The organism is Ruminococcus flavefaciens ND2009, assembly GCF_000621785.1.
Classification (GTDB): Bacteria; Bacillota; Clostridia; order Oscillospirales; family Ruminococcaceae; genus Ruminococcus; species Ruminococcus flavefaciens_C.
Genome location: NZ_KK211347.1, coordinates 511,528 through 536,533, shown reverse-complemented (window position 1 = coordinate 536,533; position 25,006 = coordinate 511,528). Strand labels below are relative to the sequence as shown.

The 25,006-nt window shown below is 50.2% G+C and carries 24 protein-coding genes; 13 read left to right on the top strand and 11 right to left on the bottom strand.

Translation table 11 applies throughout. The features are described 5' to 3' along the window. Positions 1-111 precede the first annotated feature (111 nt). The 10 genes from T488_RS0112660 to T488_RS0112610 all read right to left on the bottom strand — a co-directional run bounded on the left by T488_RS0112660 (position 112) and on the right by T488_RS0112610 (position 9,950). Positions 112-612 (bottom strand): hypothetical protein, encoded by a 501-nt coding sequence (locus tag T488_RS0112660; RefSeq protein ID WP_028521120.1) that lies wholly within the window; start codon positions 610-612, stop codon positions 112-114. After that, a complete protein-coding gene (gene rsmH / locus T488_RS0112655) occupies positions 605-1,546 on the bottom strand; it encodes a 16S rRNA (cytosine(1402)-N(4))-methyltransferase RsmH (RefSeq protein WP_028521119.1) in 942 nt (313 codons plus the stop codon). The genes T488_RS0112660 and rsmH overlap by 8 nt, the downstream gene beginning before the upstream one ends. 56 nt (positions 1,547-1,602) lie before the next feature. Beyond that, positions 1,603-2,034 carry a division/cell wall cluster transcriptional repressor MraZ gene (locus T488_RS0112650; protein ID WP_028521118.1) on the bottom strand — a complete coding sequence of 144 codons (432 nt, stop codon included), beginning with the start codon at positions 2,032-2,034 and terminating at the stop codon, positions 1,603-1,605. Between the two features lie 421 nt (positions 2,035-2,455). Then, positions 2,456-3,751, bottom strand: a complete 1,296-nt coding sequence (locus tag T488_RS20365; protein WP_028521116.1) for a SpoIID/LytB domain-containing protein — start codon at positions 3,749-3,751, stop codon at positions 2,456-2,458. A gap of 43 nt (positions 3,752-3,794) precedes the next feature. Next, positions 3,795-4,754, bottom strand: a complete 960-nt coding sequence (locus tag T488_RS0112635; protein WP_028521115.1) for a class B sortase — start codon at positions 4,752-4,754, stop codon at positions 3,795-3,797. Positions 4,755-4,774: 20 nt separating this feature from the next. Continuing rightward, positions 4,775-6,478, bottom strand: a complete 1,704-nt coding sequence (locus T488_RS0112630; protein ID WP_028521114.1) for a class B sortase — start codon at positions 6,476-6,478, stop codon at positions 4,775-4,777. Next, on the bottom strand, positions 6,478-7,014 hold the full coding sequence (locus T488_RS0112625) for a CinA family protein (protein ID WP_028521113.1): 537 nt from the start codon (positions 7,012-7,014) through the stop codon (positions 6,478-6,480). Before T488_RS0112625 ends, T488_RS0112630 begins: the two co-directional genes overlap by 1 nt. A gap of 70 nt (positions 7,015-7,084) precedes the next feature. Next, positions 7,085-8,263: a tRNA uracil 4-sulfurtransferase ThiI gene (thiI, locus tag T488_RS0112620; RefSeq protein WP_028521112.1), complete on the bottom strand. Its 1,179-nt coding sequence runs from the start codon at positions 8,261-8,263 to the stop codon at positions 7,085-7,087. 36 nt (positions 8,264-8,299) lie between these two features. Beyond that, entirely contained in the window at positions 8,300-8,818 is a 519-nt protein-coding gene (locus T488_RS0112615; RefSeq protein WP_028521111.1) for a hypothetical protein, read from the bottom strand. Position 8,819: 1 nt separating this feature from the next. Beyond that, positions 8,820-9,950, bottom strand: coding sequence for a cysteine desulfurase family protein (locus tag T488_RS0112610; RefSeq protein ID WP_028521110.1), 1,131 nt, complete (start codon positions 9,948-9,950; stop codon positions 8,820-8,822). 189 nt (positions 9,951-10,139) lie between these two features. Between T488_RS0112610 and T488_RS17950 the strand changes: the two genes are divergently transcribed. Next, entirely contained in the window at positions 10,140-12,671 is a 2,532-nt protein-coding gene (locus tag T488_RS17950) for a YfhO family protein (RefSeq protein WP_051536468.1), read from the top strand. Next, positions 12,671-13,207 carry an NUDIX domain-containing protein gene (locus tag T488_RS0112600; protein ID WP_028521109.1) on the top strand — a complete coding sequence of 179 codons (537 nt, stop codon included), beginning with the start codon at positions 12,671-12,673 and terminating at the stop codon, positions 13,205-13,207. Before T488_RS17950 ends, T488_RS0112600 begins: the two co-directional genes overlap by 1 nt. A 45-nt stretch (positions 13,208-13,252) precedes the next feature. On the opposite strand, the gene spoVG is transcribed toward T488_RS0112600, so the two are convergent. Continuing rightward, entirely contained in the window at positions 13,253-13,561 is a 309-nt protein-coding gene (gene spoVG / locus T488_RS0112595) for a septation regulator SpoVG (protein ID WP_028521108.1), read from the bottom strand. Between the two features lie 386 nt (positions 13,562-13,947). Here spoVG and murC point away from each other — a divergent pair, with 386 nt between their 5' ends. From murC to T488_RS17945, 11 genes are all read left to right on the top strand, one after another. Next, positions 13,948-15,363, top strand: a complete 1,416-nt coding sequence (murC, locus tag T488_RS0112590; RefSeq protein ID WP_028521107.1) for a UDP-N-acetylmuramate--L-alanine ligase — start codon at positions 13,948-13,950, stop codon at positions 15,361-15,363. Between the two features lie 3 nt (positions 15,364-15,366). Beyond that, a complete protein-coding gene (lexA, locus tag T488_RS0112585) occupies positions 15,367-15,948 on the top strand; it encodes a transcriptional repressor LexA (RefSeq protein ID WP_028521106.1) in 582 nt (193 codons plus the stop codon). Positions 15,949-16,207: 259 nt separating this feature from the next. Continuing rightward, the gene (locus T488_RS0112580) at positions 16,208-16,594 is read left to right on the top strand and encodes a hypothetical protein (protein WP_028521105.1); all 387 of its coding nucleotides are present in this window, start codon (positions 16,208-16,210) and stop codon (positions 16,592-16,594) included. Positions 16,595-16,800: 206 nt separating this feature from the next. Next, on the top strand, positions 16,801-17,163 hold the full coding sequence (locus T488_RS0112575; RefSeq protein ID WP_028521104.1) for a cell division protein ZapA: 363 nt from the start codon (positions 16,801-16,803) through the stop codon (positions 17,161-17,163). Further along, a complete protein-coding gene (locus tag T488_RS0112570; protein ID WP_037298036.1) occupies positions 17,163-19,193 on the top strand; it encodes a U32 family peptidase in 2,031 nt (676 codons plus the stop codon). The genes T488_RS0112575 and T488_RS0112570 overlap by 1 nt, the downstream gene beginning before the upstream one ends. Continuing rightward, a complete protein-coding gene (dut, locus tag T488_RS0112565) occupies positions 19,193-19,630 on the top strand; it encodes a dUTP diphosphatase (protein ID WP_028521102.1) in 438 nt (145 codons plus the stop codon). The genes T488_RS0112570 and dut overlap by 1 nt, the downstream gene beginning before the upstream one ends. A 34-nt stretch (positions 19,631-19,664) precedes the next feature. Further along, a complete protein-coding gene (locus T488_RS0112560) occupies positions 19,665-19,928 on the top strand; it encodes a DUF4321 domain-containing protein (protein ID WP_028521101.1) in 264 nt (87 codons plus the stop codon). 176 nt (positions 19,929-20,104) lie between these two features. Beyond that, positions 20,105-21,121 (top strand): rod shape-determining protein, encoded by a 1,017-nt coding sequence (locus tag T488_RS0112555; RefSeq protein ID WP_028521100.1) that lies wholly within the window; start codon positions 20,105-20,107, stop codon positions 21,119-21,121. An 11-nt stretch (positions 21,122-21,132) separates the two neighbouring features. Further along, positions 21,133-21,999 (top strand): rod shape-determining protein MreC, encoded by an 867-nt coding sequence (mreC, locus tag T488_RS0112550; protein WP_028521099.1) that lies wholly within the window; start codon positions 21,133-21,135, stop codon positions 21,997-21,999. Next, entirely contained in the window at positions 21,989-22,567 is a 579-nt protein-coding gene (mreD, locus tag T488_RS0112545; RefSeq protein ID WP_028521098.1) for a rod shape-determining protein MreD, read from the top strand. The genes mreC and mreD overlap by 11 nt, the downstream gene beginning before the upstream one ends. 52 nt (positions 22,568-22,619) lie before the next feature. After that, entirely contained in the window at positions 22,620-24,890 is a 2,271-nt protein-coding gene (locus T488_RS17945) for a peptidoglycan D,D-transpeptidase FtsI family protein (RefSeq protein ID WP_051536467.1), read from the top strand. Positions 24,891-25,006 lie beyond the last annotated feature (116 nt).

The window sequence follows — 25,006 nt, the reverse complement described above, 5'->3', positions numbered from 1 at the left end:
ATCACCCGCTGTATCTCCGTGTTCTACATATAACTTCGGCATATATATTTTTTGTCGCCGATAGTGTTCATTTTAATAACAGGCAGTCCATGTGTTATATTTATATTGGTACTACCCTCTGAAATATTCCACGCACTTATCAAAAAGGGATTTTATTTTCGCGATCAGTCCCTTTTCCTGTTCGGGAATTGTTACGACATCGCCCGTCTGTGTCTTGACGTAGAAGATCTGTGAGGAATTGAGTTTTACCATTCCGAGAGACTGAGCGTATTCTTCTATATTCTTTGCGCTCATTTTACTGTCAAGTTCAGACTGGAGTCTTACGTTTTCGGCTTCGGCACTATCCAGTTTCTCATTGAGAGCGGACACCTTGTTGTACATCGTGTTACGCTTGTCAAGTGAATAGATGACCGAGCCCAGCAGCGCTGCAGCCAGCAGAGATATGAATAATATAGTGAGGATAGAACCGCTTCTTGCTTCGTTCTTGCTCATCTCGATCTCGGGCTTCTGCTCAGAGTCGCTGCGCAGAGCGCCGTTTACCTCGGTCGTCTCGTCCGAATCGGCGTCATCGTAGCTTTCGTCGTTATAATAGCGTACAGTGTTTTCAGCCATTGCTTTCCACACTCCTTTCTATTATTCTGAGCTTTGCGCTTCTGCTTCTGTTGTTTCTTTCGAGTTCCTGTTCTTTAGCCTCTAACGGCTTTCTGTTTATAAGCTTCCCCTGCGGTTTATGTCCGCATACACACTGGGGAAAATCCGGTGGACATATACACCCCTTGCACCATTCCGCAAATTTCTGTTTCACAATTCTGTCCTCAAGGGAATGGAATGTGATAACTGCAAGGCGTCCGCCTGCCCTCAGACTGTAGAATGCGTCCTCAAGTCCTTTTGAAAGGTGCTCGAATTCTCCGTTGACAGCTATTCTTATTGCCTGAAAGGTCTTTTTGCATGGGTTCTTTTCACGTCTCGCCTTCTGAGGAACGCTTTCTCTTATGATGTCAGCGAGCTGAAGTGTGGTCTCTATAGGAGCTGTTTCTCTTGCTTTTACTATATTCGACGCTATTCTGCGGGAGAATTTTTCTTCTCCGTACTCGAATATTATTCTTGCAAGCTCTGACTCGGTATAGGTATTGACTACATCGGCAGCGCTCATTCCCTCCTTGCTCATACGCATATCCAGCGGAGCGTCGGAGTGGTACGAGAAGCCTCTGCTTCCCTCGTCGAGCTGGAATGAAGATACGCCCAGATCCATGAGGATACCGTCAGCGTACTCTATATCAAGTTCATCGAGGACCGCTCTTATTTCCGAATAGTTCCTGTGGAACACCTTCGCATTCTTGTAGACCGATAGCCTTTCCGTCGCAACTGCGACAGCATCGGGGTCTCTGTCAAGAGCGATCAGTCTGCCTTTTTCGCCAAGGCGGGCTGCTATTGCAGAGGAATGGCCTGCACCTCCTGCGGTACCGTCAACATAGATACCGTCGGGGCGGATGTTGAGCCCTTCGAGACATTCCTCAAGCATAACAGGTATATGGCTGAATTCCATTAGCTAAAACTCTCCTTAATCCGACGGGTGTCGGAACAAAGACAAAAACGTCTGTATCAGAGGACGAGGTCAGCAAGCACGTTGTTGATCTCCTCCTGAGAGATGTTGTTATTGAATTCTTCCCATTTGGCCTTATTCCATATCTCGCATCTTCTGTTTGCGCCGATAACAACGACTTCGTCGGTGATACCTGCGTGATCTCTGAGCTGCTGGGTGATGAAGATACGTCCCTGCTTATCGGGGATCTGCTTATCTGCACCTGCAAGGAGCTTACGTCTTATGTCGCTTCCCTGCTTGCCCGGTATGGAGTTAAGGGTCTCGCAATAGTCCTGAAATGCATCGAGCGAGTAAACGGCGATATAGGCATCATCATGGCCCTGACAAAGGTAAAACTCTGCTCCAAGTATCTCTCGGAGCTTTGTGGGGAAACTCATACGGCCTTTCTGATCTATACTGGGGTAATAAGTACCGCATAACAGATCTGCCATAGAACTTCGCCTCGCTTTCCTTTGAAACTCAGGAATGATTTACCACTTTTTGGAAAATTTCACTTCCTATCACCTTTTTTCACCCTAAAACTATTTTATCATCATTCGGGGAGAATATCAAGACGGAGTATTTCACAATCATTAACACAGAAATTGCCTATTTTTTGTTGATTTTGTTCAATGATTAACCAAAGGTTGTTTGAAAACGAAACAAACGTTTTTATTTTTGTTAAATTATTTTCTTGCTTTTCACCTTTTTTCACCTTTTTGGAAAAAATCCAGGTTTTTTTCACCACTCGGCTTCACCTTTCATCACCAAAAAGGAGAAATAAGTCTCCGGATATAGAGTGCCGTGGCGTTCTCCCGTATCCAAAGACTTATTTCTTTTGTTCTGTATCAGTTTGCAGCTTTTCGCCGCTTATCAATCATATGTATATGTAAGATTGAATTTAGAGGACTTGAGTCCCATCATCATAGAGAAAGGATAGCCCTTTGCATAGGTCTGTCCGTCTATGAGGACTTCTGTAACATAGCCTGTCTCATCTGAATATACAGGCTGGATCCAGTTGCCCGGATCATCGGAAAGGGTGATGTTGTAAGCTGTCTCAAGCTTCTTCTTCACGGTCTCCGCACTCATATATGTAACTGTTCCCCAGTGGGGATCAAAGGCTGCGTCGTAGTCGCTTGGCACGCTTCTGAGGTAAGGATAATCCGCATAGAACACCTCATAGCAGTTTGCCGAGCAGCCTCCGCTTGAAGCGGAGAATACGGTCAGCGCATAATTGTCATCGTAATAGAGAGCCTCGCCCAGGACTTCCTCACAGGCGTCGATGACTACCTGCGGTGGATTGGGCTTGCCTCTCAGGTCCTTTGAGTCGTCGCCGTTATACTTTATATAAGTATATACTGCAACTGCCTGAGCCTTGATAGCTTCGTAAGAGAAGCTGCCGCCCACCTCGCGGTTGACTATCTCTGAGACTACCTTGAGGGTATCGCCCGCAGGCTCATGAGCAATGGTAAGCTCCTCCTCATCGGTAAGTCCGGTATTCATCAGGTAAGTTCCGGGGTAATAGTGGAACAGTATATCCTGATATGTCCAGCCTGCATAGGCAGCATAGAAGTTAGCGCCGTTCTGGCTCATGCCGACGCCGTGTCCCCAGCCGTATGTTACAAAGGCGAATTCGCCGGGCTGGGCTGCAATGCTGGGATCGGGCTGTGAAGCGGGAATATCGCCCACATAAGCACCCGAGGTCTTGAGCTCTACGGCAGTAGGCTCCTTGCTCCTGCTCTTTGCAGCGTTCTTGGAAAGTGTCGGTGTACCCTTTCTGAGGGCGCTCTTCTTCTTGGCGATCTCTTCCTCGAGAGCCTTGCGCTCCTCCTCGGAAAGACCTGCGAAGGGATCCACAGGCTCGCCTACCTTTGCCATTTCAGGCGTTGCAAGCTCATAGCTTATGAGAGACATACTTGAGTCATATTCACTGATGTCAGCCTTGACCCAGTCCTCAGGCATTTCCTGCTCTTCCTCGGCTGTTTCAGCCTCGGCAGCAGAAGAAGCCTCTGTCTCATCAGCCGCAGTGATCTCCTCCGTAGCAGTTGTAACGACGGAGGTCTCCTCAGCCGTTGTACTGTCCGCAGTGTCCATGCCTGTTGCCGCCGAGAGCACTAAAGCTCCCGACACAGCAGCCGCAGCTGTTCTGAGCATTTTCTGCATTTCCATAACAATCTCCTTTTAAAAACATAAGGTCAGCTCACTAATGAGATCAGTCATTCTTGGGAGGGGGATCGTGCTCTTCTGCTTCTTTCTTTTTCTCTTCCTGAGCCTTTTTCCACTCCTCAGTGCGCTGGATAGTTGTCATGTCTCCTGCGACCTCGCCGTCCCTGAGCCTTCTGGCAACTACTAAGAAACGGGAGTTGTCCTCGTCTGCATAGCAGGTGGAGAGGGTCAGCAGCTGGTCGCCGTACTTCACATCTACTCCCGTATCGAGCATCCATCTGCTTTTGCAGTTGTCGATATAGAAGTTGAAGTCCTCTTCTGAATCAAGCTCCTCCATATTCCAGTAGTGGAAGTCGGTAGCATTGTAGCTTCCGCTGGTAATAAGGAAGGCAAAAATAACGTAATCATAGGTCTTGTAGTTTGAGCTGTACTGGATAAAGGGACTAACGTCATAGAAGTCGAAGTCCTGGCGGTAGCGCCTGAGACAGCCCATCATGTTGCCGTTCCACATGGCATGACCGTAGATGACCTGGTTCTCGGAGTGCTGGCTCTCGTCGCTTCCGAACTCATCGCGGTAGTCCAGATAGAGAGTACCCTCCTGATCGTGGTTCCTGTAAAGGTCATGGTCAAGGTAGAAGGCATCGGGGATATATTCCTCGGGACCGTAGAACGGATCGTTGGCAGGTATCTCGCCCGGGTCCTTTACTACGGGGTAATCCAGCTGGAGACCGTCGATCTTCAGCCAGCCGACTATGTCCTTATTGACTCTGAGGAGTGATTTTGCCCTCTCTGTCATTCCGTCCGGAGACGGTGCATAGTCTATCTTTTCAGCCCAGCCCAGCGGAAGAGGTCCTGCCTGCTCTGTTGTGAGCTCGGCAGTCTCTGTGAAGCTGCTGACTGTGGGAACGGTGTCCGTTTCCTTGTTGAGGAAAAGGGCATATCCGCCAAGTCCCAGGGCAGCAGCACATACTGCGCAGGCTGTAATAGTTTTTGCTTTTTTGCTCATTGGTGATTCATCTTCCTCCATCAGCCGTAGGGAACGAATTCCGCGTTGGGATCGTAATGCTCATTGGGATGAGCCTGATAGTAACTTGTGGGCCACTTGATATTTGGATTAGGCTTGCTGTTCTGTGTGCCCGCCATAGGATCTTCGCCGTCCCTGACCAGTCTCGCCATGATTATAAGGCGTCCCGCATCCTCGTCGGGAAGTGTGGTATTGCAGGTAGAAAGAGTTATGAGCGGATCGCCGTACTTCACATCAACGTCGTTAAGTCGGAGTGATCTCCTCTTAGCCTCATTGACAAAGCCGTAGAACTCATTCTCGTCTGAGAACTCAAGCTCGTTCCAACAGTCGAACTTTGTATCAGTTTCGTCTGTGGCGTCCAGAATGAAGTAGGCAAATATCTTATAAGTGTATTTCTGATAATTTGAACTGAGATAGATTATAGGGTGTTTGCCGTAGTAATCCTCATGTCTCTGGTACCATTTAAGACTTCCGAACATCTGCTCGTCAAGCATATTATGTCCGTAGATGACCAGATTGCCTGAGTTGGGGCACTTGAGAAATCCGTCCTCGCCCACCTCATCGAAGTGGTTTCTGTAATCGAGGAATATCTCGCCCGCCCTGTTCTCACTGAGGTCGAACTTCATGTTCATGTACTTTTCATTGTCATCGGCCTGCATCACAGGATTGTTTACAGGTGTATCGGGGATATTGATAACTCCCACGATATCGTGGTTCTGGTCCCAGAGCTTGCGCGCTCCGTCCAGCATACCCTCGAACCTTATCCTGGTCTCGCCTTCCTCCTCAACGGCAATAGTAGCAGCCTCCCTGCCGTCGTAGATGTCGTATATTTCCATGATATTCTCGGTCTTGTTCTTACTTGCCCAAAGCTCGTAGTAATAGTCGCCGACGAGATAACCGCAGACGAATATCGCTATGACAGAACCGAGAAACACTATTTTTCTCACACATTCGAGAACACTGTCTCCCTTTTCGGGGAGAAGTCCTCTCAGTTTCTGTGCGAAGGTCTTCTTTTTCTTCTTCTTTTTCTTGTGGGGCTTCTGCACTGCCATATCTTCGGCAGCTGCTCTCATTTTGGGAACAGCCCTTCTCTCCATGACGGGAGGGGGCGGTGCTTCATCATGAGTATGTCCCACGGGAGTGAATACCACTGTGTCCTCAGCTGCGTCAGCCCGTAAAATATCGGCAGCTGTCTCCTGAGCCTGCGGCTCATTATAATAGGTATCCTCCTGAACAGGCTGGCTGTATTCACTGTCTGCTTCATCGTTCTCCGTGAAGTCCATGACCTCACCGGAGCTGTCAGTGCGGACCTCCGAAAAATCCTCGGTGATCTCATTGGCTATTTCCCTGAGCTTATCTTGTGCGTTAGGCTCAAGTGCCGGAATAAGATCCGAGATGTCGGGGCCTGCCTGCTCTGCAGCAGCGGCAGCAGCCTCAGCCTCACGGGCTGCGATGCGTGCAGCCTCCGCCTTTTCATAGGCGATTGCCTCATCCAGCTCGTCAAGTATATCAGCAGCCGTTGAACTGTGTCCTGTATTGGTACGCTTTAAGCGTCCCACACTGACATTGCTGTGTTCAGCTTCTGCCTTGTTTTCATATGTCGTCGGAGCGACTTCCGCTTCACCGCGGATAGACCTTCTGATAGCTTTTATCTTCTCAGCTCTGCGCTGAGCCTCAGTCATTCCGTCGGTCATTTTTTCGCTCATCAGTCTGTCCTCGCCTCCATCAGTATTTTTTCTATCGTATCGAACGCAAAAGCAGCGGCACATCTTCTGATGTTATCCCTGCTCATGTCGCTGAGCTTCCAAAGCTCCGGCAGACACACGAACTGACTGCCGCAGATATCGAAACCGATATAGACCGTTCCGACGGGAGTCTCGGCAGTTCCGCCCGATGGACCTGCGATACCCGTAACCGAAACGCAGACGTCTGCTCCCGAGCATTCCTTCAGTCCCCTGACCATGCTCAGAGCCGTCTCCTCGCTGACCACGCCGAATTTACTGATAGTTTCGGCAGGGACTCCGAGGAACTTAGTCTTTATGCGCTCGGAATAAGTGCAAATCCCCAGCTCAAAGACCGCAGACGCGCCCGATACTGATGTTATAAGCTCTGAAAGAAGTCCGCCCGTACAGCTTTCCGCCGTAGCAATGGTCAGACTTTTCCGTTCTAATAATTTTACAACATTACTGACCGATTTGTCAAGTTTTTCGGCATTACATTCAGAAAATTTACTGCTTACCACTAAATCGCCGCCCTTGCTTTAGTAAACATTATACAAAATCAGTGTGATAATTTTGTGAGAAAATTAAGAATTATTCGCCATAATTGAAAGTTTTCATCTCCGTACCCTCAACAGCCTTCTGTATCAGGGGCTCAAAATCGAAGCTGTTCTGTGCCTTTTCAACATCACTGAGAACGGGACGAACCTTCGGGTGACGGGGAGTGAAAACGGTACAGCAGTCCTCATAGGGAAGGACAGATGTATCGAATGTATCTATCTTACGCGCAATGTCGATTATCTCGGTCTTGTCCATACCGACACAGGGACGGAACACAGGTATCCTGCACACTGCGTCGGTGCAGGAGATAGCAGCCATGGTCTGACTTGCCACCTGTCCCACGCTCTCGCCTGTTATAAGGGCAAGGCAGTTATCCTTGGCAGCGATGCGCTGTGCTATCTCCATCATGAGCCTTCTCATTATGATAGTGAAGAACTCCTCGGGGCAGTGGTCCTTGATAGCCTCCTGGAGCTCCGTAAAGGGCACGCAGTAGAATGCTATGCCGCCGCAGTAGTCCGTCAGCTTCTGGCAGAGCTGCTCCACCTTGAGCTGTGCGCGGTCAGAGGTGTAGGGAGGGCTCACATAGTGGATAGCAGCGATGTGGACACCGCGCTTTGCCATCATGTAGCCTGCTACGGGGCTGTCGATACCGCCCGAAAGCAGAAGGAGCGCCTTTCCGCTGCTTCCTACGGGAAGTCCGCCTGCTCCCTTGATGTTCTCGGCGTGAACAAAGGCGTTCTCGTCGCGTATCTCCACAGTAACAGTGACCTCGGGGTCCTTTACATCCACGGACAGGTTCGGGAACCTGTCAAGGAGCCTGCAGCCCAGCTCCGCGCATATCTCGGGGGACTTCATGGGGAAAGCCTTATCTGAGCGCTTTGCGTTGACCTTGAATGTCTTTGCGCAGCTGAGCACCGTATCAAGATACTCATAGCTCTTTGAGCATATATCCTCGAAGTCCTTCTCGCATACGCAGGCGCGGCACAGTGTGGCGATACCGAATATCTTGCCCACTCTGTCCACTACCTCGTCAAGGTCGATGTCCTCGTCAAGAGGATCTATGTATGTTGTGGACTGAGCGCTGGTCATCTGAAAGTGACCGAGGGGCTTCAGTCTGCGCTTTATGTTCTTGATGAGCATATCCTCGAAGGTCTTTTTGTTAAGTCCCTTCAGAGCCATCTCGCCGTATTTTACAAGTACTAATTCCTTCATATCTATTCTCCTAATATACTATTATAAATATAAACGTCAGTCTGTATAGGTAGCTCCCTCGGCTGTGCTGTAGTAGCCGATGACAAGCTTATCCTGCCTGAAAGGGTGCTCATTTGACTCATCTATCAGCTCTTTGCGGCTGTAGTATCTGAGCTCGCTGTCCTTAATGGGACGAAGGGCTGTCCAGGCTTCACAGGCAGTTCCGCCCCTGAACTTCACCACCCAGTAATACCTGTTGTCGGAGGAATAACGATTGGTCACGCTCTCCTCAAGAAGCTCGCAGGGATCATTTACCTGCCCCTTGCCCCTGATGATGTATTCCTTGTCGGCAGGGATCTTTTCCCCCTTTTCCTTGTATATGTCCTCCACCTGTGCGCTTACAGCCTTGAGGTAAGTCTGTGCCGTAGCATTTCTTGTGTTCACCTTTGAGCCCGTGGTCATCTTCATTTCTTCCAGAAGCAGCCACCAGCCGCCCAGACCAAGCACCGCAAGCACGATAAAAACTATAATGAGCGTTTTCAGCGGACTTTTCTTCTTTTTCTCATTTTCTTCCATATTAACCCCTTACCTTTTCCATACCGATGCGGAGTCCATCGCAGAAGGCGTCAAGCTCAGCCTCTGTGGTATCAGCAGTGATACTTACACGAAGTGCGCTGTCTGCGCGCTTGTCCCTTATACCAAACTGTCCCAGCACGCCGCTCTGCTGTCCCTTTGAACAGGCTGAACCGCTGGATACATATACTTCCCTGCTTTCAAGGAAGTGAAGCATTATCTCCGACCTTTTGCCCCCTGCGGAGATATTTATTACATAGGGCGAACCGTCCCCGGGAGAGTTCAACTCAACACCTTCGATGTCTTTCAGCTGTTCCAGCAGATAAGCCTTCAGGCGGAGCGCTTTCTCATAGCGCTGCGCCACAGTAGGGAGCATCTTCTCCACGGCGGCTCCGAAGGCAGCTATCAGCGGAACGCTCTCAGTTCCCGAGCGAATGCCCTTTTCCTGCTTACCGCCCGTGACTATCGGAAGCACACGGACTCCCTTTCTTATGAAGAGAGCTCCCACGCCCTTTACGCCGTGTATCTTATGGGCGCTGAGGGAAACAAGGTCCGCATTGAGTGCGCTCACCTTCACAGGCAGCTTCATATATGCCTGCACACAGTCAGTATGGGTGATAATATCGGGCTGTCTTCGGTTTATTGCCGAGAATACCTCTTTGACGGGAAGTATATACCCCGTCTCGTTGTTGACGTACATCATGCTTATGAGACAGGTGTTATCGTCGCAGGCATTTATGAAGTCCGCCGCATAGAACCGTCCGTCCTCACGGGGCGAGACCCTTACCACCTCAAATCCCTTAGACTCAAGGTCTGCGGCAGTCTCCTCAACAGAGGCGTGTTCAACTGCGGAAATGACTATCTTCTTCCGCTTTCTGCCGTAGGCTGCGGAAGCTCCGCGAAGGGCAAGGTTGTTGCTCTCTGTAGCTCCCGATGTGAAATATATACAGCCGCTGTCCGCGCCTATGGAGTCGGCTATGGTCTTTCTTGCTGCGTCCATAAGGAGCTGTGCTTCGAGACCTGCACGGTGGAGCGACGAGGGATTGCCGTATTTCTGTGTCATTGCGGTCACCGCCGCCGCCACTGCTTCCTCGCAGGGCTTTGTGGTCGCCGCATTGTCCAGGTAAACTTCCATTCTATGTTCCCCTTTGTTCAGTATAGTTGCATACCCTATATTATAACATACAATTAAAGAAATAGCAAGGGGCGCGGTAAAAATGCTTTACAGACTAAAAATCGAAAATATATTCTGTTTTTTGTTGCATTTTTTTATCTCTTATGATATAATTAGTATGTATATCTATTTTTTACGGAGGAAGGAACCTTGAAGAGAAGTGTCGCCGCAAAGGGCTGTACAAAAGAAAAATATCTGCTGGCATTCCTGCTGGGCTTTGGCACTATGCTTTTCACGCTCCTGCCAATGATGTTCACCGAACACGGTTATTTCATCTACTACGGCGATTACAACGCCCAGCAGATACCATTCTACAGTCTCGCCAATGACGCGGCGAGAAGCGGCAGTCTCGGCTGGAACTGGTTCACGGACCTGGGCTCGGACTTTCTCACCTCCTACTCCTTCTACCTGAGCGGAAGCCCCTTTTTCTGGCTGACCGTTCTCCTCCCCAGGGGACTGGTGCTGTACGCCATGCCCTTTGTCCTGGCTCTGAAGCACGGTATCGCCTCCCTGACTGCCTATGCCTACATAAGACGGTTTGTCCGCGGCAAGAATGCCGCTGTTACGGGAGCTCTTCTCTACAGCTTCTCGGGCTTTCAGGTGTTCAACATCTTCTTCAACCATTTCCAGGACGTCACAGCCCTGTTCCCTCTTATGCTCATAGCTATTGAGGAAAACATAAACTGCCGACGCAGAGGCGTTTTCGCACTGACCGTGGCACTCTGCGCCTGTGTGAACTACTACTTCTTCGCAGGTCAGGCTGTGTTCCTGATACTATACTACCTCTTCCGCATGAGGTGCAGGGACTTCCACACCTCCTGGAGGAAGTTCTTCGGACTTGCCTTTGAAGCCGTTATCGGCTCTCTTATGGCAGCGTTCATTCTCCTTCCCTCAGCCATGGCTCTCATGGGCAACTACAGGATAAGTGAAAGGCTCTACGGAGCGGATATGACGGCTTACACCGACAAGACCCTGCTCCCCCGTCTGGTGCAGACACTGTTCATGCCTGCCGACCCGCCTGCCTATCCCAATCTGTTTACCTCGGAATATGAAAAATGGGCGTCTATCGGAGCATATCTCCCTCTGTTCTCCATGGCGGGAGTCATCTCCTTCATGCACCTACGCAGGAAGCACTGGGCTTCAAAGCTGCTTTTCTGCTGCGGAGTCTTTGCCCTGGTGCCAATTCTCAACAGCCTTTTCCAGGCGGCTAATTCCTACTATTACGCCCGCTGGTTCTATATGCCCATACTCATTATGTCTATGATGACCGCTCACACCCTTGATGACGAAAACAACAGCGGCTTCACAGGTCTGAAGGTCTGCGCAGTCATGACGGCTGTATTTGCTGTTATCGGCTGCTTCCCCGCTAAACCTGATGAAGGCAAAAAAGCAAAGCTATTCACTATGCCGGAGGACGTCATCTATTTCTGGGTGACCGTGGGCGTTACGGTGCTGTTCCTTGTGTGCGCCTTCCTCATATTCCGCAGGAAGAAAAAGGGCAGGCTCAGCAGTATATTCGTGGTATTCGTAACTGCCGCAGCCTCCATAATCTGCGTGTTCACCACCACCCTCTACGGGGCAAACAGCGTTGGATACGCCCGCGAGTACATCGACTCAGCCATTGAGGGTGAGGACGAGGTCTGGGAGGAAGTCACCGATGATAAATTCTTCAGGATAGATATTTCCGCAGACTGCGACAACTATCCCATGCTATGGGGACTTCCCTCTATGAGAGCCTTCCAGAGCGTGGTCAATACATCTATCATGGATTTCTACAGCTATGTGGGAGTTCCCAGAGACGTGGCTTCAAGAGCAAAGCTCAGCCACTATGCTCTCCGCGGACTCTTCTCTGTAAAATACTACTACAAGGAGAAGAAGAAGGGCTTCACCTATGAGGAGCTGCTCCACGCTTCTCCGGACAGCTCCCCCGCTTCATCTACAGACCCCACCGACGAAAATACAGACATCGCCGTTATCCCCGATGAGCTTCCCGGATTCAGATACGTGGGCGAGACAGATAATTTCGAGATATACGAGAATACCCTGTATGTGCCCATGGGCTTTGCATATAATACCTATGTCACCAAGAAGACTGCCGATGATAAGAGCAAGCTCCAGCGCGAAAAGCTCATGATGAAGTCACTGGTACTCACCGATGAACAGGCTGAGAGATACAGCGGCATCATCAACGAGTATGACCCCGAGATAACCGTCGGGCTGTCCCGTGAGACCTACAAGGAGTTCTGCCGCGAAAAGCAGAGACTCTCCGCTAAGAGCTTCACCTATGACTCCCACGGCTTCACCTCTGAGATAGACCTTGACTCTCCAAAGCTTGTATTTTTCAGCGTGCCCTACAGCAGCGGCTGGTCCGCAGAGGTAAACGGCTCACCTGCTGACATTGAAAAGGTCAACGAGGGCTTCATGGCTGTCAGAGCCGAAAAGGGCAGCAACACCATCGTATTCAGATACAGGACTCCCTACCTCAGGGAAGGCATTATCATAAGCTGCATAAGCGCTGCAGTGCTGGCAGCATATGTGGTCATATTCCGCAGAAAGCGCAGCAAGGGAGACTATCCCGACCACAAGCACTTCTATGATTATGAATCCTGCGAAAAAATAAAGGCTGCGCAGGAATACTGCGACAGCCTGTTCAATACAAAATCCGGCAAGGAGGAAAAATAATGCATCTTCAGGAAAAAACACTCACCAGCGAGGTCAGGTATGAGGGTGTGATCTTCACCATAACTCATGACACTGCCGAGCTTGAAAACGGCAGCACCGCTGCCCGTGATGTGCTTCATCATAACGGCGGAGTCTGCGTCATTCCTGTTACGGAAAAAAACGAGATATACCTCGTCAAGCAGTTCCGCTACCCCTTTCAGACGGTGACCAGGGAGGTCCCCGCAGGCAAGCTTGAAAAGGGCGAGGACCACGCCGAATGCGGCCGCCGCGAGCTCCTTGAGGAGACCGGCTTCACCTGCTCGGAGTACATCTACCTGGGAGAGATGCTCCCCACTCCCGCTTATAACAGCGAGATAACCTATATGTACCTGGCGAAGGGACTTACCTTCAGCTCACAGAGCCTTGATCCTGACGAGTTTCTCGACGTTGAGCGTATCCCCCTCTCCGAAGCCGTGGCTCAGGTCATGGACGGCACTATCCGCGACGGCAAGACCCAGATAGCCATCCTCAAGGCTGCAAGGATGCTGGGGATATAACAAAAAGACCCACCTCACAGGCAGGTCTTTATGTAAGATCACTTATCAAAGCTCGTCAGCTTCTTCGTTTGCTTCCTCGGAAGCTTCTGTCTCCATTATCGCAAGCTGTCTCTCATATGCGTCAAGGATATTCTCCTCAAAGAGCTTTCTTGCTGAAGGCGAGATAGGATGAACGATGTCACGGAAAACTCCGTTTTCGTCTTTACGGCTGGGCATTGCAACGAAAAGTCTTTCATCGCCCTGAACGACCTTGATGTCATGAACGGCAAACATATCGTCGATAGTTACCGAAACTACCGCTCTGAGCCGTCCGTCAGACATGATCTTCCTGATCTTCACATCTGTAATTTCCATAGTTTTTCCTCCTTATATGTGGTGTGACTCCTTGGTTATACGCTGAAAAATTATTTCTTTTTCTCAACCGTTTTCAGCAGAAAGTAAACCTGTAAACTATTATACAGCATATTTTGTAAAAATGCAAGCTATTTTTGCAACGTTTTAAGGAAAAATTATAATTATTTCGTTTTAAAGCGGTGAAAGAACAGTGAAAACAACGTGATAGAGCCAAATAATTACTCATTGATGTCATATTAATTGACATTAAATCTTAATTATTTAATATTTTTGCGCGTTCTCAGCGCAGAATTTTCCACTGAAAGTCCTGTCCGCATGGCAGCGGACTGCTTATAACTGCCTCATTAATCGGGGCTATTCTATTCATTCAAAGAAAGGTGATCATTTTGGATATCAACATCTTAAAAGGAAAAAAGCACATTCACTTCATCGGCATCGGCGGTTCGGGTATGTACCCTCTTGCTCAGATCCTCCACTCTCAGGGCTATTACCTGACAGGCTCGGACAATAACGAGACCGAGACCCTGGACGCCGTAAGGAAAATGGGCATTCCCGTCTTCGTGGGACAGCGCGCCGAGAACATCGAAGGTGCAGACCTTATCGTCCACACCGCTGCTATCATGGCTGACAACCCCGAGCTCATGGCTGCAAGAGCCAGCGGTGTTCCCGTTCTCGAACGTGCAGACCTGCTGGGTATCGTCACAAGCTGGTACGACAACGCTATCTGCGTTTCCGGAACTCACGGAAAGACCTCCACGACCTCAATGATCACTCAGATACTCTATACCGCAGGAGTTGACCTCTCCGCTTATATCGGCGGAAAGCTGCCATGCATCGGCGGAAGCGGCATCGCAGGCAAAAGCGACATCATGGTATGCGAGTCCTGCGAGTTCGAGGACCACTTTCTCAAGTTCTTCCCCGATATATCCGTTATACTCAATATCGATGCTGACCATCTGGACTACTTCGGCACTCTTGAGAATATCATCAAGTCTTTCCGCAAGTTCAACGAGAACACCACAAAGTGCATAATCATCAACGGCTCAGATGAGAACTCAATGAAGTCTCTGGAGGGCATAAGCGGCAAGGAGATAATCACCTTCGGCAGGGACAGCTCCTGCGACTACTACCCCGAGAACGTAAAGCACGAAAACGGTCTCCTCACCACCTACGACGCCATGTATAAGGGCGAAAAGCTGGGCACGGTAACTCTCCATGTGGCAGGTATCCACAACGTGCTCAACTCCCTGGCAGCAGTTGCCGCCGCTCGCTATGTGGGCGTTGACTTTGAGTTCATACAGAAGGGTCTGGAGGAGTTCCGCGGAGCCAAGCGCCGCTTTGAGAAGCTGGGCTTTGAAAAGGGCATTACCGTTGTGGACGACTACGCTCACCACCCAACAGAGCTTGAGGCTACCCTCAATGCCGCCATGGAGATGAACTTCAACCATGTATGGGCAGTTTTCCAGCCCTTTACATTCTCCCGTACAAAGCTGCTGCTGGACGACTTCGCAAGAGTATTACAGATACCCGACCATGCAGTTCTCACCGATATAATGGGAAGCCGCGAGAAGAACACCTACGGTATCTTCACGCGCCACCTGGCAGAAAAGATCCCCGGCTGTATCTGGTTCCCCCAGGACGAGACAGCAGAATGGACTGACGAGAGAAAATACGCAAACTTTGAGCAGATATGCGACTATGTCTGCGAACACGCCCAGGAGGGTGACCTGGTCATAACTCTTGGCTGCGGAGACGCTTACAAGATCGCAAAAATGATACTGAAAAAGCTTTCGGAGGAATAAGCTATGCTGAAGGATAAGGAAATCGCTGTTTTCAATTATATAAAGGCTCGTCTCAGCGACGGAATGTCGCCGTCGGTAAGGGAAATAATGGACGCTATGGGCTTCAAGTCCACGTCCACTGCCCACCGCTACATAGAAACTCTGGTCCGTGAGGGACTTATCGAAAAGACAGGAAATCTCAACCGCACCCTGCGTCTGCCCAACAGCGGCACCACTTCCGTGCCGGTTATGGGTACCGTCACCGCAGGTCAGCCTATCACTGCCGTTGAGGACATCACAGGCTACATCGGCTTTGAGGCTCCAGGTGTTGACCCTCAGGAGCTGTTCGCACTGAAAATACGCGGTGAGAGCATGATAGACGCAGGTATCCTCGACGGTGATATTGTCATCGTTCAGCGCGTGAACTACGCTGAAAACGGCGATATTGTCGTTGCCTTCATCGACCACGAGGAGGCTACGGTAAAGCGCTTCTTCAAGGAGAGAGGTCACTACCGTCTCCAGCCCGAAAATCCCACCATGGAGCCTATCATCGTGGACGAGGTGGAGGTCCTCGGCAAGGTCATAGGCTTAAAGCGGTATTATTGAACCGTTAGCTTGCAGGAGACGGCGCCAACGACGTCCCGCAAGCTGATAAACATTGCTGAGATAAATCGGAATTTAGCGCGTATGCGCTAAGTTGATAGTTGAAAGTTGAGAGTTGAGAGTTAATGTGTTCGCTGCGCTCACATTGTTTAAACAATATCGCCGAAAGCGATACCATAACTCTTCACTTTTCACCATTCTCTGTTTATCTGAGCTTGGCTCCGCTAAATGTTGTATAGATCGTGATCTGAGGTATGCAATTATGTTTGTTTATGAAACAGTTGACAAGAATGACAAAGAATTATATGAAAAAGTATCCGATCGTTTGTATGATGAAAAGTGGTCACAGTGGGGCGCTGACAGAGAAAACGATATCTATATCGTTTGTACAGGGAAGCACGGAGTCGAAACACCTGTCATTTTTAAAATGCTTTATAAGTCACATTTATTTGAATTTATTCTTCCCGAACCCGACATAAATTCTGAGCCTCCAAAGCTATGGATAAGCATTCCCAATGAGCTGCAAAATGATCGCATTGATATCCGGGAAGCTATAAAACGCGCTTTTCGTGAAGCAAAGGGGCTCTCTGATTACGGATCACTGCCAAGAAATGTTGATGATCATATTTTCGTTTTTGAGGATAAATGAGCCCTTAGCTTTTAGCCGTTCCCTACAAATGTAAATTTTGATTTATCTCAGTAATACATAACTCTAAACTCTCAATTCTCAACTCTCAACTTCTGAAGCGGCGTTTCCTACAAAAATAAATATTTTTCAAAAAACACTTCCCTTTTCATAAAAAATAGTGTATAATGTAAGGTGGTTAAATTTACGCCACGGAAAGGACGATACAAATGCTTAATGAAGTAAAAGTCATCATCTGCGGTAAGGAGTACAAGATAAAGACCGCCGAAGCTCCGAATTATGTTTTCGCCCTCGCAAGAGCGCTGGAGACTAAGATCGACGAGATCACATCGGCTAACGGTTCTTCTCCCTACGCCGCTTCCATAATGGTGTCGCTGGCTCTCCTCGACGACCTCAACAAGGCTAATCAGCGCCTTGACAATATCCGCGACCAGACCAAGGAGTACGTTGACGAGGCAGGCAGGACACGCATCGAGCGCGACGCTGCTCAGAAGGAGATCGAGGTGCTCAAGTCCAAGATCGTTCAGCTTGAGAATATGGTCAAGCTCAAGCAGCTCAGCGACAGCATTTAATGAAACAAACCGAGATACTGGCTCCCGCCGGCAGCATGGAAACTCTCCGTGCAGCTCTCCGCTCCGGCGCTCAGGCTGTATACATAGGCGGAAAGCGCTTTTCCGCACGAAGCAGTGCCGCAAACTTCTCCCTTGAGGAGATAGCGGAAGCTGCGGCTCTCTGTCACAGATACGGCGCAAAGCTTGATCTGGCTGTGAATACGGTCATCTCCGACGACGAGGCTGAGGATTTCTGCCGGTACATAAAGTCCGCCGCTAAGTGCGGTGTTGACGCCTTTATAGTTCAGGACTGGGGCTGTGCGGAGCTTATCCGCCGCTGCGTCCCCGACGCTGTGCTCCACGGCTCAACTCAGATGTCGGTGCACACTGCCGCAGGCGCCTGTCTGCTCCGCGATCTGGGCTACGCAAGAGTAGTTCCCGCACGAGAGCTGGACAAGGACACTATTTCCCGTATCTGCCGCACAGGTATCGAGACTGAGATATTCGTTCACGGCGCTCTGTGTATGTCCGTGTCGGGACAGTGCTATATGTCGGCGATGATAGGCTCGCGCTCCGCTAACCGCGGCTGCTGCGGACAGGCTTGCAGGCTCCCCTTTTCCGCTGTGGGAAATAAGGACAGGGCTTCTCTTTCGCTGAAGGACCTGTCGCTGCTGCCGAAAGCCCGTGAGCTTGCGGATATGGGCGTTGACTCCTTCAAGATAGAGGGACGCATGAAGCGCCCCGAATATGTGGCTTCCGCTGTAAATGAGCTGAAGGCTGCTCTTGAAGGCGATACCCCAGATATGGCTATGCTCAGGGGAGTTTTCTCCCGCGGAGGCTTCACCGACGGCTACTATACAGGCAAAAGGCAGGATATGTTCGGCGTCCGCGAAAAGGACGACGTTATCTCTGCCCATGAGCTGATTCCGAAGATACATGAGCTTTACCGCTTTGAGCGAAAGGCTCACACCGCGGACTTCCGCGCTGTCATAAAAGAGGGGCAGCCTGTGGTAATAGAGGCTGTTTGCGGCGATATTTCCGCTTCCGCTCAGGGCGATGTTCCCGAGAAGGCGCTTAACCGTCCCACCGATGAAGCTATGCTCACAAAGCAGCTGTCAAAGCTGGGAGACACTGTGTTCAGCTTCGGAAGCCTCACTGCCGACATAGATGAAGGACTTATAGTTCCCGCAGGCAGGCTCAATGAGCTTCGCCGACAGGTGACGGAAAAGCTGACAGAACTCGTCACAGAAAAGAATACCCCCAAGTACACGGTAACGGACTATTCACCTGCTGTTCCTGCTCCCGCGGCAAAGACTGCGGAAAGGCTCCCCATGAGGTGCTTTTGCAGAACTGCGGAACAGATAACAGCGGCGGCTGATCTGTCGGAGTTCCTAATAATTCCCGAGAAGCTGCTCACAGATGATATTCTCGGCGCCGTGGACAGTGATAAGCTAATAGTATCTCCTCCCCGTTTCATCACCGACGAGGACAGGCTCACAAGCCGACTTGAGGAGCTTATGGATATGGGCGTCGGCAGGCTTTACTGCCATACTCCCGACTCTGTCGCCATCGGCAAGAGGCTGGGTATGAAGCTCCACGGAAGCTTCACCCTAAATGTGTTCAACTCTTACAGCGCAGAATATCTGCGCGGACTTGGACTTGAGGACTGCATATTCTCCGTGGAGGCTACTCTCGGTCAGCTTGGCAGTGTCAGCACGACTCTTCCGCTGGGAGCTGTCATATACGGACGTCTCCCCCTCATGCTCACAAGGAACTGTCCCATAAAGAACGAGGTGGGCTGCGGAAAATGCACCGGAAGGCTCATCGACCGCACAGGCAGGGAGCTTCCCGTGGTCTGTACAAAGGACTATGCGGAGATACTCAACTCAGACAGACTTTGTATGCTTGACAGACTTGATGAAATACATAATATATCCTTCGGCGTGCTATATCTCTCCGACGAGGACGCCGACGGCACCAGAGCTGCCCTTTCGGGACGCAAGCCGCAGGGAAACATCACCCGCGGACTTTATTACAGAGGTATCCAATAATGAAACTGATATTCAAAAAGCTGGACCCAAGAGCTGTTATCCCCTCAAGGGCTACGGCAGGAAGCGCAGGTCTCGACCTCTGCGCCTGCCTTGACGGACCTGTCACCCTTGCTCCCGGGGAGATAAAGATGATCCCCATAGGTATAACTGCTCAGCCTGATTCCGACGATATTGCCCTCCTCATCTATCCGCGCTCGGGACTCTCCTCAAAATACGGTGTCTCTCTGGCAAACTGCGTGGGCGTTGTGGACAGCGACTACCGCGGAGCCTGGTTCGTCCCCCTTATCAACCACGGCAAGGAGGACTTTACCGTTGAACACGGTATGCGTATCGCCCAGCTGATACCCACTCGTATATTAATGCCCGATATAGAAGTCAGCGACGACCTCTCCGAGACAGACAGAGGCAGCGGCGGCTTCGGCTCTTCGGGTATATGATAAAAGCTTTATAACAAAAGATAGGAGATCGATCATGAAAAAAACACTCTATTTTCTGCTTCTTCTGATTTGCGCCTGCGTCCTCGGAGGAGTTGTCGCAAATTCTGCATCAGGTTCATTTGCATGGCTGGGCTGGTCCAGAGGTATATCTCTCTCTCCCAGCACCTTCTCAACTGACATAATCTCACTGACCTTCGGCTTTGGTCTCAGTATCAGCGTGGCACAGGTCATCTGTATCGCCATCGCGATCTACATCTACATCAAGACCGTAGGTAAGGTATGCCCTGACGGCAAATGATCCATTATTGTATTTTTCGACAGTTTTTTATCACCTCTCAGCCCTTTAGTTTCCGTATTACACTAAATTTCCCGACATAAGAAAAATCCCGCGGAATAAACTTGTACATATTTCCCATTGGTGATATAATATAATGTGAATAAATACGATAACAGCATAAATTAAGGAGCTTCAAAATGTTTACAAAAGATATCGGCATAGATCTGGGAACTGCTAATACCCTTGTATATATGAGGGGAAAAGGTATAATAATAAGAGAGCCTTCGGTAGTTGCCGTAAATACCAGAACTGATAAATGCCGCTATGTCGGCAAGGAGGCTAAGGACGTCATCGGAAGGACCCCCGGTTCTATCGTTGCCGTAAGACCTCTCAAGGACGGCGTTATCGCCGACTTCGACATCGCGACGACTATGCTTCAGGAATTCATAAGGAAAGCCCTCAAGGGCACCCTTTTCACTAAAGCCAATGTCATTATATGTATCCCTTCGGGTGTTACCGCCGTTGAGAGACGTGCTGTACGTGAATCCTGCAAGAAGGCAGGCGCAAACAACGTCCTCATCATCGAGGAGCCTATGGCTGCGGCAATCGGTGCAGGTCTCCCCACAAACGAACCTGCGGGAAGCATGATAGTGGACATAGGCGGCGGCACCAGCGAGGTTGCTGTTATATCCATGGGCGGAATCGTGGCTTCACGGTCTGTAAGATGTGCAGGCGACGAATTCGACGCGGCTATCATCAACTATATCAAGAAAAAATATAACCTCCTCATAGGTGAAAGAACTGCCGAGAACATCAAGCTGGACATCGGCTCCGCTTTCCCCAGCGAGAAGGAGGAGTCTCAGGAGATCAAGGGAAGAAACCTCCTCAACGGTCTCCCCGAGAATATCACCGTGACCTCTGCGGAGATACGCGACGCTCTGGTCGAGCCCCTTTCAAGAGTGATCGACGCTATCAAGTCCACCCTTGAGGAAACTCCCCCCGAGCTTTCCGCAGACATCATCGACCACGGTATCACCCTCGCAGGCGGCGGCGCCCTCCTGAGAGGTCTGGACAAGCTCATCAACCGCGAGACGGGTATGCCCGTCTATATCGCAGAATATCCACTGGACTGCGTCGCTGAAGGCACAGGCAAGATACTTGAGAACATCAGCGATTATCAGGACGCTCTCACCGAAAACGTCAAGTACTATTAAGGAGGAGCGCCATGCGTGATTTCTTAAAAAGCACCCGTTTCAAGATACTTCTGGGATTTCTCGCCTTCCTTGTGGGCATTATGATATACGCTGTCACCAAGGGCGGCTATTCCGTTTCGGGAGCTTCCTTCATCAACACTATCACCAAGCCCTTCCGCGCTGCCTCAAACGGCATAAGCATGAAAATGGAAGGCACGGTGGATAAGCTCTCCAATGCGGATAAGTACTATGAGGAAAACCAGAAGCTGAAAAAGCAGATAGGCGAACTCAACGCCCAGCTCACCGAGTATGACGCCATCAAGGCTGAGGTGGAGGAGCTGCGCAAGTTCGTTTCCATAAAGGAGGAGCATGAGGACTATATGCTCTCACAGCCCTGCGGAGTTCTGGGCTATGTCACCAACGATCCCTTCAAGTCCTTCACTATCGACAAGGGCTCTGCGGACGGCATACTGGTGAACTGCCCCGTTGTTACCGCTGAGGGACTGGTAGGCATTACCGTTGAGGTGTCCGAACACGTCTCCACCGTAAGAACTATACTCTCACCCGACCTTTCCGTAGCCGCAATGGCTTCCTCATCAAGTGCCGATCAGGGCATTATCGAAGGAAATGTGCTGTCATCGGAAAGCGGTCAGACCAAGCTCATACACGTCCCCAAGAAGAACAAGCTCAAGCGCGGCGATCTCATGATCACCACTGGAACCAGCGGTCTCTTCCCCAAGGATTACCCCATCGGTACCATCCTTGATATAGGCTTCGACTCAAACGGTCTCTCCGTATGTGCCGATATACAGCCCTGTGTGGACGTTACCCGTCTTACCTCTGTCATCGTTATAACCGATTTCAGCGGCAAGAAGGAGGAAGACAAGGATGAGGATTAGAACTACCCGTGAGCAGCATATCTTCCGCTTCAAGACTGCTCTGCGCTGGATAATATATTACCTGCTCATATTCATAAGCTTCATCATAATGACCTCGGGAACGCTTTATAAGCCTGTCCTGCTGGTCCCCCTGGCTGTGGGCATAGCTATCAACAACAACCTCTATGCCTCTGCGGTAACAGGCGCGATATGCGGATTTCTCATCGACATCTGCTGCGGAAAGCTCTTCGGCTACAACGCCGTGGTGCTTACAGTGTTCTGTATCGCTGCCAATCTGGTGTTCGAGCTCTACCTCAAGGACAGGTTCATCAACTACATCATTATCACAGCTGCTGCTTCGTTTTTGCAGTGCTGGCTGGACTACAAGTTCTACTACCAGATATGGGGCTATGAGCACGTTGGACGTATCTTCAGGAGGGTATCCATGAAGATATGGCTGTATACAGTGATTTCCGCAGTATTCGTGTTCCTTGTGCTGAAGCTGGTAAACCGTCTCCTCATGCCCCGTGAGCACCTCACCATCGAGGAGGCTATAAACACAAACATACAGACAGAAAACAGAAGATAAAGAAACCGACCGCACTTTCCCGTGCGGTCATAATCATAAAGGAGGCAGACCTTTGAAAGGATTTGCGGAAAATCTCAAATCTATCATAATAATACTGCTGGTGGTCATGCTGGCGCTTCTGAGCTCGCTCCGCCTTATGAAGATACAGGTGGTTGGCGACAAGGAGATAGCCACTCCTCAGCTCTATGAGCCGGGAACCCTCACCTACACCAAGGGCGTTAAGGCTACCCGAGGCGAGATAATGGACTACGCAGGAAATGTGCTCATCACCAATGACTCCAGAACAGACCTGGTGCTCCAGATGGCATTCTTCCCCACCGACCTTCAGGAGGGAAACAAGGCTCTCCTGGGCATTTACAGAGCCCTTGAGGAAAGAGGCATAAAGTTCGAGGAGAGCATTCCTATATCATTCAGCAAGCCCTATGTGTTCAAGTCCGATGACACCGAGGAGCTTATCTCAGACCTTAACCTCAACGTTTACGCAACTGCGGAAAACTGCATAGACAAGCTCATCTCAGACTATGAGATAGACGAGAAGTACACCGACGAGGAAAAGCGCATCATCGCAGGTATGCGCTATCAGATGATAGACAAGGACTTCTCCTACAGCAACGACCTCCTTCTGGCTGAGGGCGTGGACGAGCAGACCGTCATCGACATGAAGGAGCTGGGCAACTTCTACCGCGGTATTGAGGCTGTTGATGCCTCAGAAAGACGTATAGTCCGCGGTGATATACTCCCCCACGAGCTGGGCACAGTCGGTCCTATCTATGCCGAGGAGTACGACGAGCTGAAAAACAAGGGCTACAGCTACAATGATACCCTGGGCAAGAGCGGTATCGAAGCCGCTATGGAAACTCCCCTCCGCGGTATCAACGGCGAGGAGCAGATAGCCGTCAAGGACGGAAAGGTCCGCGATGTCAAGACCATTTCCGAGGCCACATCGGGAGAGACCATAAAGCTCACCGTGGACGGCTGCTTCCAGCTGAAGCTCCAGGGCATACTGGACAAATTCATCGCAGACTTCCCTGCTATCAATCCGAAACCCAGTGTACTCAACGCCAAGTGCGGAGCTATCTGTGTGCTGGACGCCAAAACAGGCGCCGTAAAGGGCATGGCTTCCGCTCCCACATATAACCTGAAGGACTACGTTGAAAACTATGATTACTTCCTCCAGGCTGAAAATTCACCTCTGGTAAACCGCTGCACCTACGGTCTCTACCGTCCGGGCTCTACATTCAAGACTATTACCGCTACGGCAGGTCTCAATGAGGGCGTGGTAACAGGCGGTACGCCTCTGGTATGTAATCAGGGCTACGACTTCTACGGAACTCACTACTCCTGTACAGGCTATCACGGCAATATCACCATGCGCCGTGCAATTGAGGTATCATGTAACGCATACTTCTATGAGGTCTCACGTATGCTGGGTATCGACAACATCACAAAGTACGCCAAGCTCTACGGACTGGGCTCAAGTACAGGTATCGAGACCGGAGATGCTCCCGGTTATCTCTGTAACCCCGAGACCTTCGCCGAGCACGGTCAGGAATGGTATATCGGTTACGTTATCCAGGCGGGTATCGGTAACCAGGACTGCGGCATGACTCCCCTCCAGATGGCAGTTGTGGCAAATACCATCGCTAACCGCGGTGTAAGGTATCAGCCTTATCTTGTGGACAGCTACTACAGCTACGGCTCAGGAAGTCTTATCAAGAAGACCGAGCCCACTATCGCTCAGCAGATAGAGCTGAACACTCCCGACCTTTACGACTATATAATCGGCGGTATGATAGACGCCTCACACAATATGCCTGCAAACCACTCTCTCAGCAATCTTGGCTTCGATGTGGCTATAAAGACAGGTACTCCTCAGACAGGCGCAAACCTTGAGAAGCAGAACTCATTCTTCATCGGATTCGCTCCCGCAAATAACCCCGAGATAGCCTTCGCAGGCGTTATCGAGGACGGTGAGTACTCAAAGTACATGATACGCGATATTATCCTCGCTTATCAGGAGTGCTACGGACTTAACGGCGTAAAGCCCACAAAGCAGAAGCTCCCTGAGGAGATACGTCCCGAGCTGACAACTACTACCTCGACCGTATCTACTACCACCGAGCTCACCACAACCACCACTGAGGTCATCACTACCGAGCTCTGGACAGAGGCACCCACCGAGGCTCCCTATAATGAGCAGCCCTGGTCACAGCCCCAGGAGCCCTGGACAGATTATCCCACAGCTCCTCCCACAGAGCAGGTAACGCCATATGACCCCAACGCATATGCTCCCGAGGCTTCTCAGGAGCCCGATTATAACTGATAAATGCCCCTGTGTGTTCACATGGATACTCAGGGGCAATATTATTTCTGAATACCGCAATAATGCTATTGACACTATTGTAAATATGATGTATAATTGTTGTAAAATATACAAAC

Coding starts and splice junctions, on each gene's coding strand:
- T488_RS0112660 (WP_028521120.1), bottom strand. CDS start 612: ATGGCTGAAAACACTGTACGCTATTATAACGACGAAAGCTACGATGAC.
- rsmH (WP_028521119.1), bottom strand. CDS start 1,546: ATGGAATTCAGCCATATACCTGTTATGCTTGAGGAATGTCTCGAAGGG.
- T488_RS0112650 (WP_028521118.1), bottom strand. CDS start 2,034: ATGGCAGATCTGTTATGCGGTACTTATTACCCCAGTATAGATCAGAAA.
- T488_RS20365 (WP_028521116.1), bottom strand. CDS start 3,751: ATGGAAATGCAGAAAATGCTCAGAACAGCTGCGGCTGCTGTGTCGGGA.
- T488_RS0112635 (WP_028521115.1), bottom strand. CDS start 4,754: ATGAGCAAAAAAGCAAAAACTATTACAGCCTGCGCAGTATGTGCTGCT.
- T488_RS0112630 (WP_028521114.1), bottom strand. CDS start 6,478: ATGAGCGAAAAAATGACCGACGGAATGACTGAGGCTCAGCGCAGAGCT.
- thiI (WP_028521112.1), bottom strand. CDS start 8,263: ATGAAGGAATTAGTACTTGTAAAATACGGCGAGATGGCTCTGAAGGGA.
- T488_RS0112615 (WP_028521111.1), bottom strand. CDS start 8,818: ATGGAAGAAAATGAGAAAAAGAAGAAAAGTCCGCTGAAAACGCTCATT.
- T488_RS0112610 (WP_028521110.1), bottom strand. CDS start 9,950: ATGGAAGTTTACCTGGACAATGCGGCGACCACAAAGCCCTGCGAGGAA.
- T488_RS0112600 (WP_028521109.1), top strand. CDS start 12,671: ATGCATCTTCAGGAAAAAACACTCACCAGCGAGGTCAGGTATGAGGGT.
- spoVG (WP_028521108.1), bottom strand. CDS start 13,561: ATGGAAATTACAGATGTGAAGATCAGGAAGATCATGTCTGACGGACGG.
- lexA (WP_028521106.1), top strand. CDS start 15,367: ATGCTGAAGGATAAGGAAATCGCTGTTTTCAATTATATAAAGGCTCGT.
- T488_RS0112580 (WP_028521105.1), top strand. CDS start 16,208: ATGTTTGTTTATGAAACAGTTGACAAGAATGACAAAGAATTATATGAA.
- T488_RS0112575 (WP_028521104.1), top strand. CDS start 16,801: ATGCTTAATGAAGTAAAAGTCATCATCTGCGGTAAGGAGTACAAGATA.
- T488_RS0112570 (WP_037298036.1), top strand. CDS start 17,163: ATGAAACAAACCGAGATACTGGCTCCCGCCGGCAGCATGGAAACTCTC.
- dut (WP_028521102.1), top strand. CDS start 19,193: ATGAAACTGATATTCAAAAAGCTGGACCCAAGAGCTGTTATCCCCTCA.
- T488_RS0112560 (WP_028521101.1), top strand. CDS start 19,665: ATGAAAAAAACACTCTATTTTCTGCTTCTTCTGATTTGCGCCTGCGTC.
- T488_RS0112555 (WP_028521100.1), top strand. CDS start 20,105: ATGTTTACAAAAGATATCGGCATAGATCTGGGAACTGCTAATACCCTT.
- mreC (WP_028521099.1), top strand. CDS start 21,133: ATGCGTGATTTCTTAAAAAGCACCCGTTTCAAGATACTTCTGGGATTT.
- mreD (WP_028521098.1), top strand. CDS start 21,989: ATGAGGATTAGAACTACCCGTGAGCAGCATATCTTCCGCTTCAAGACT.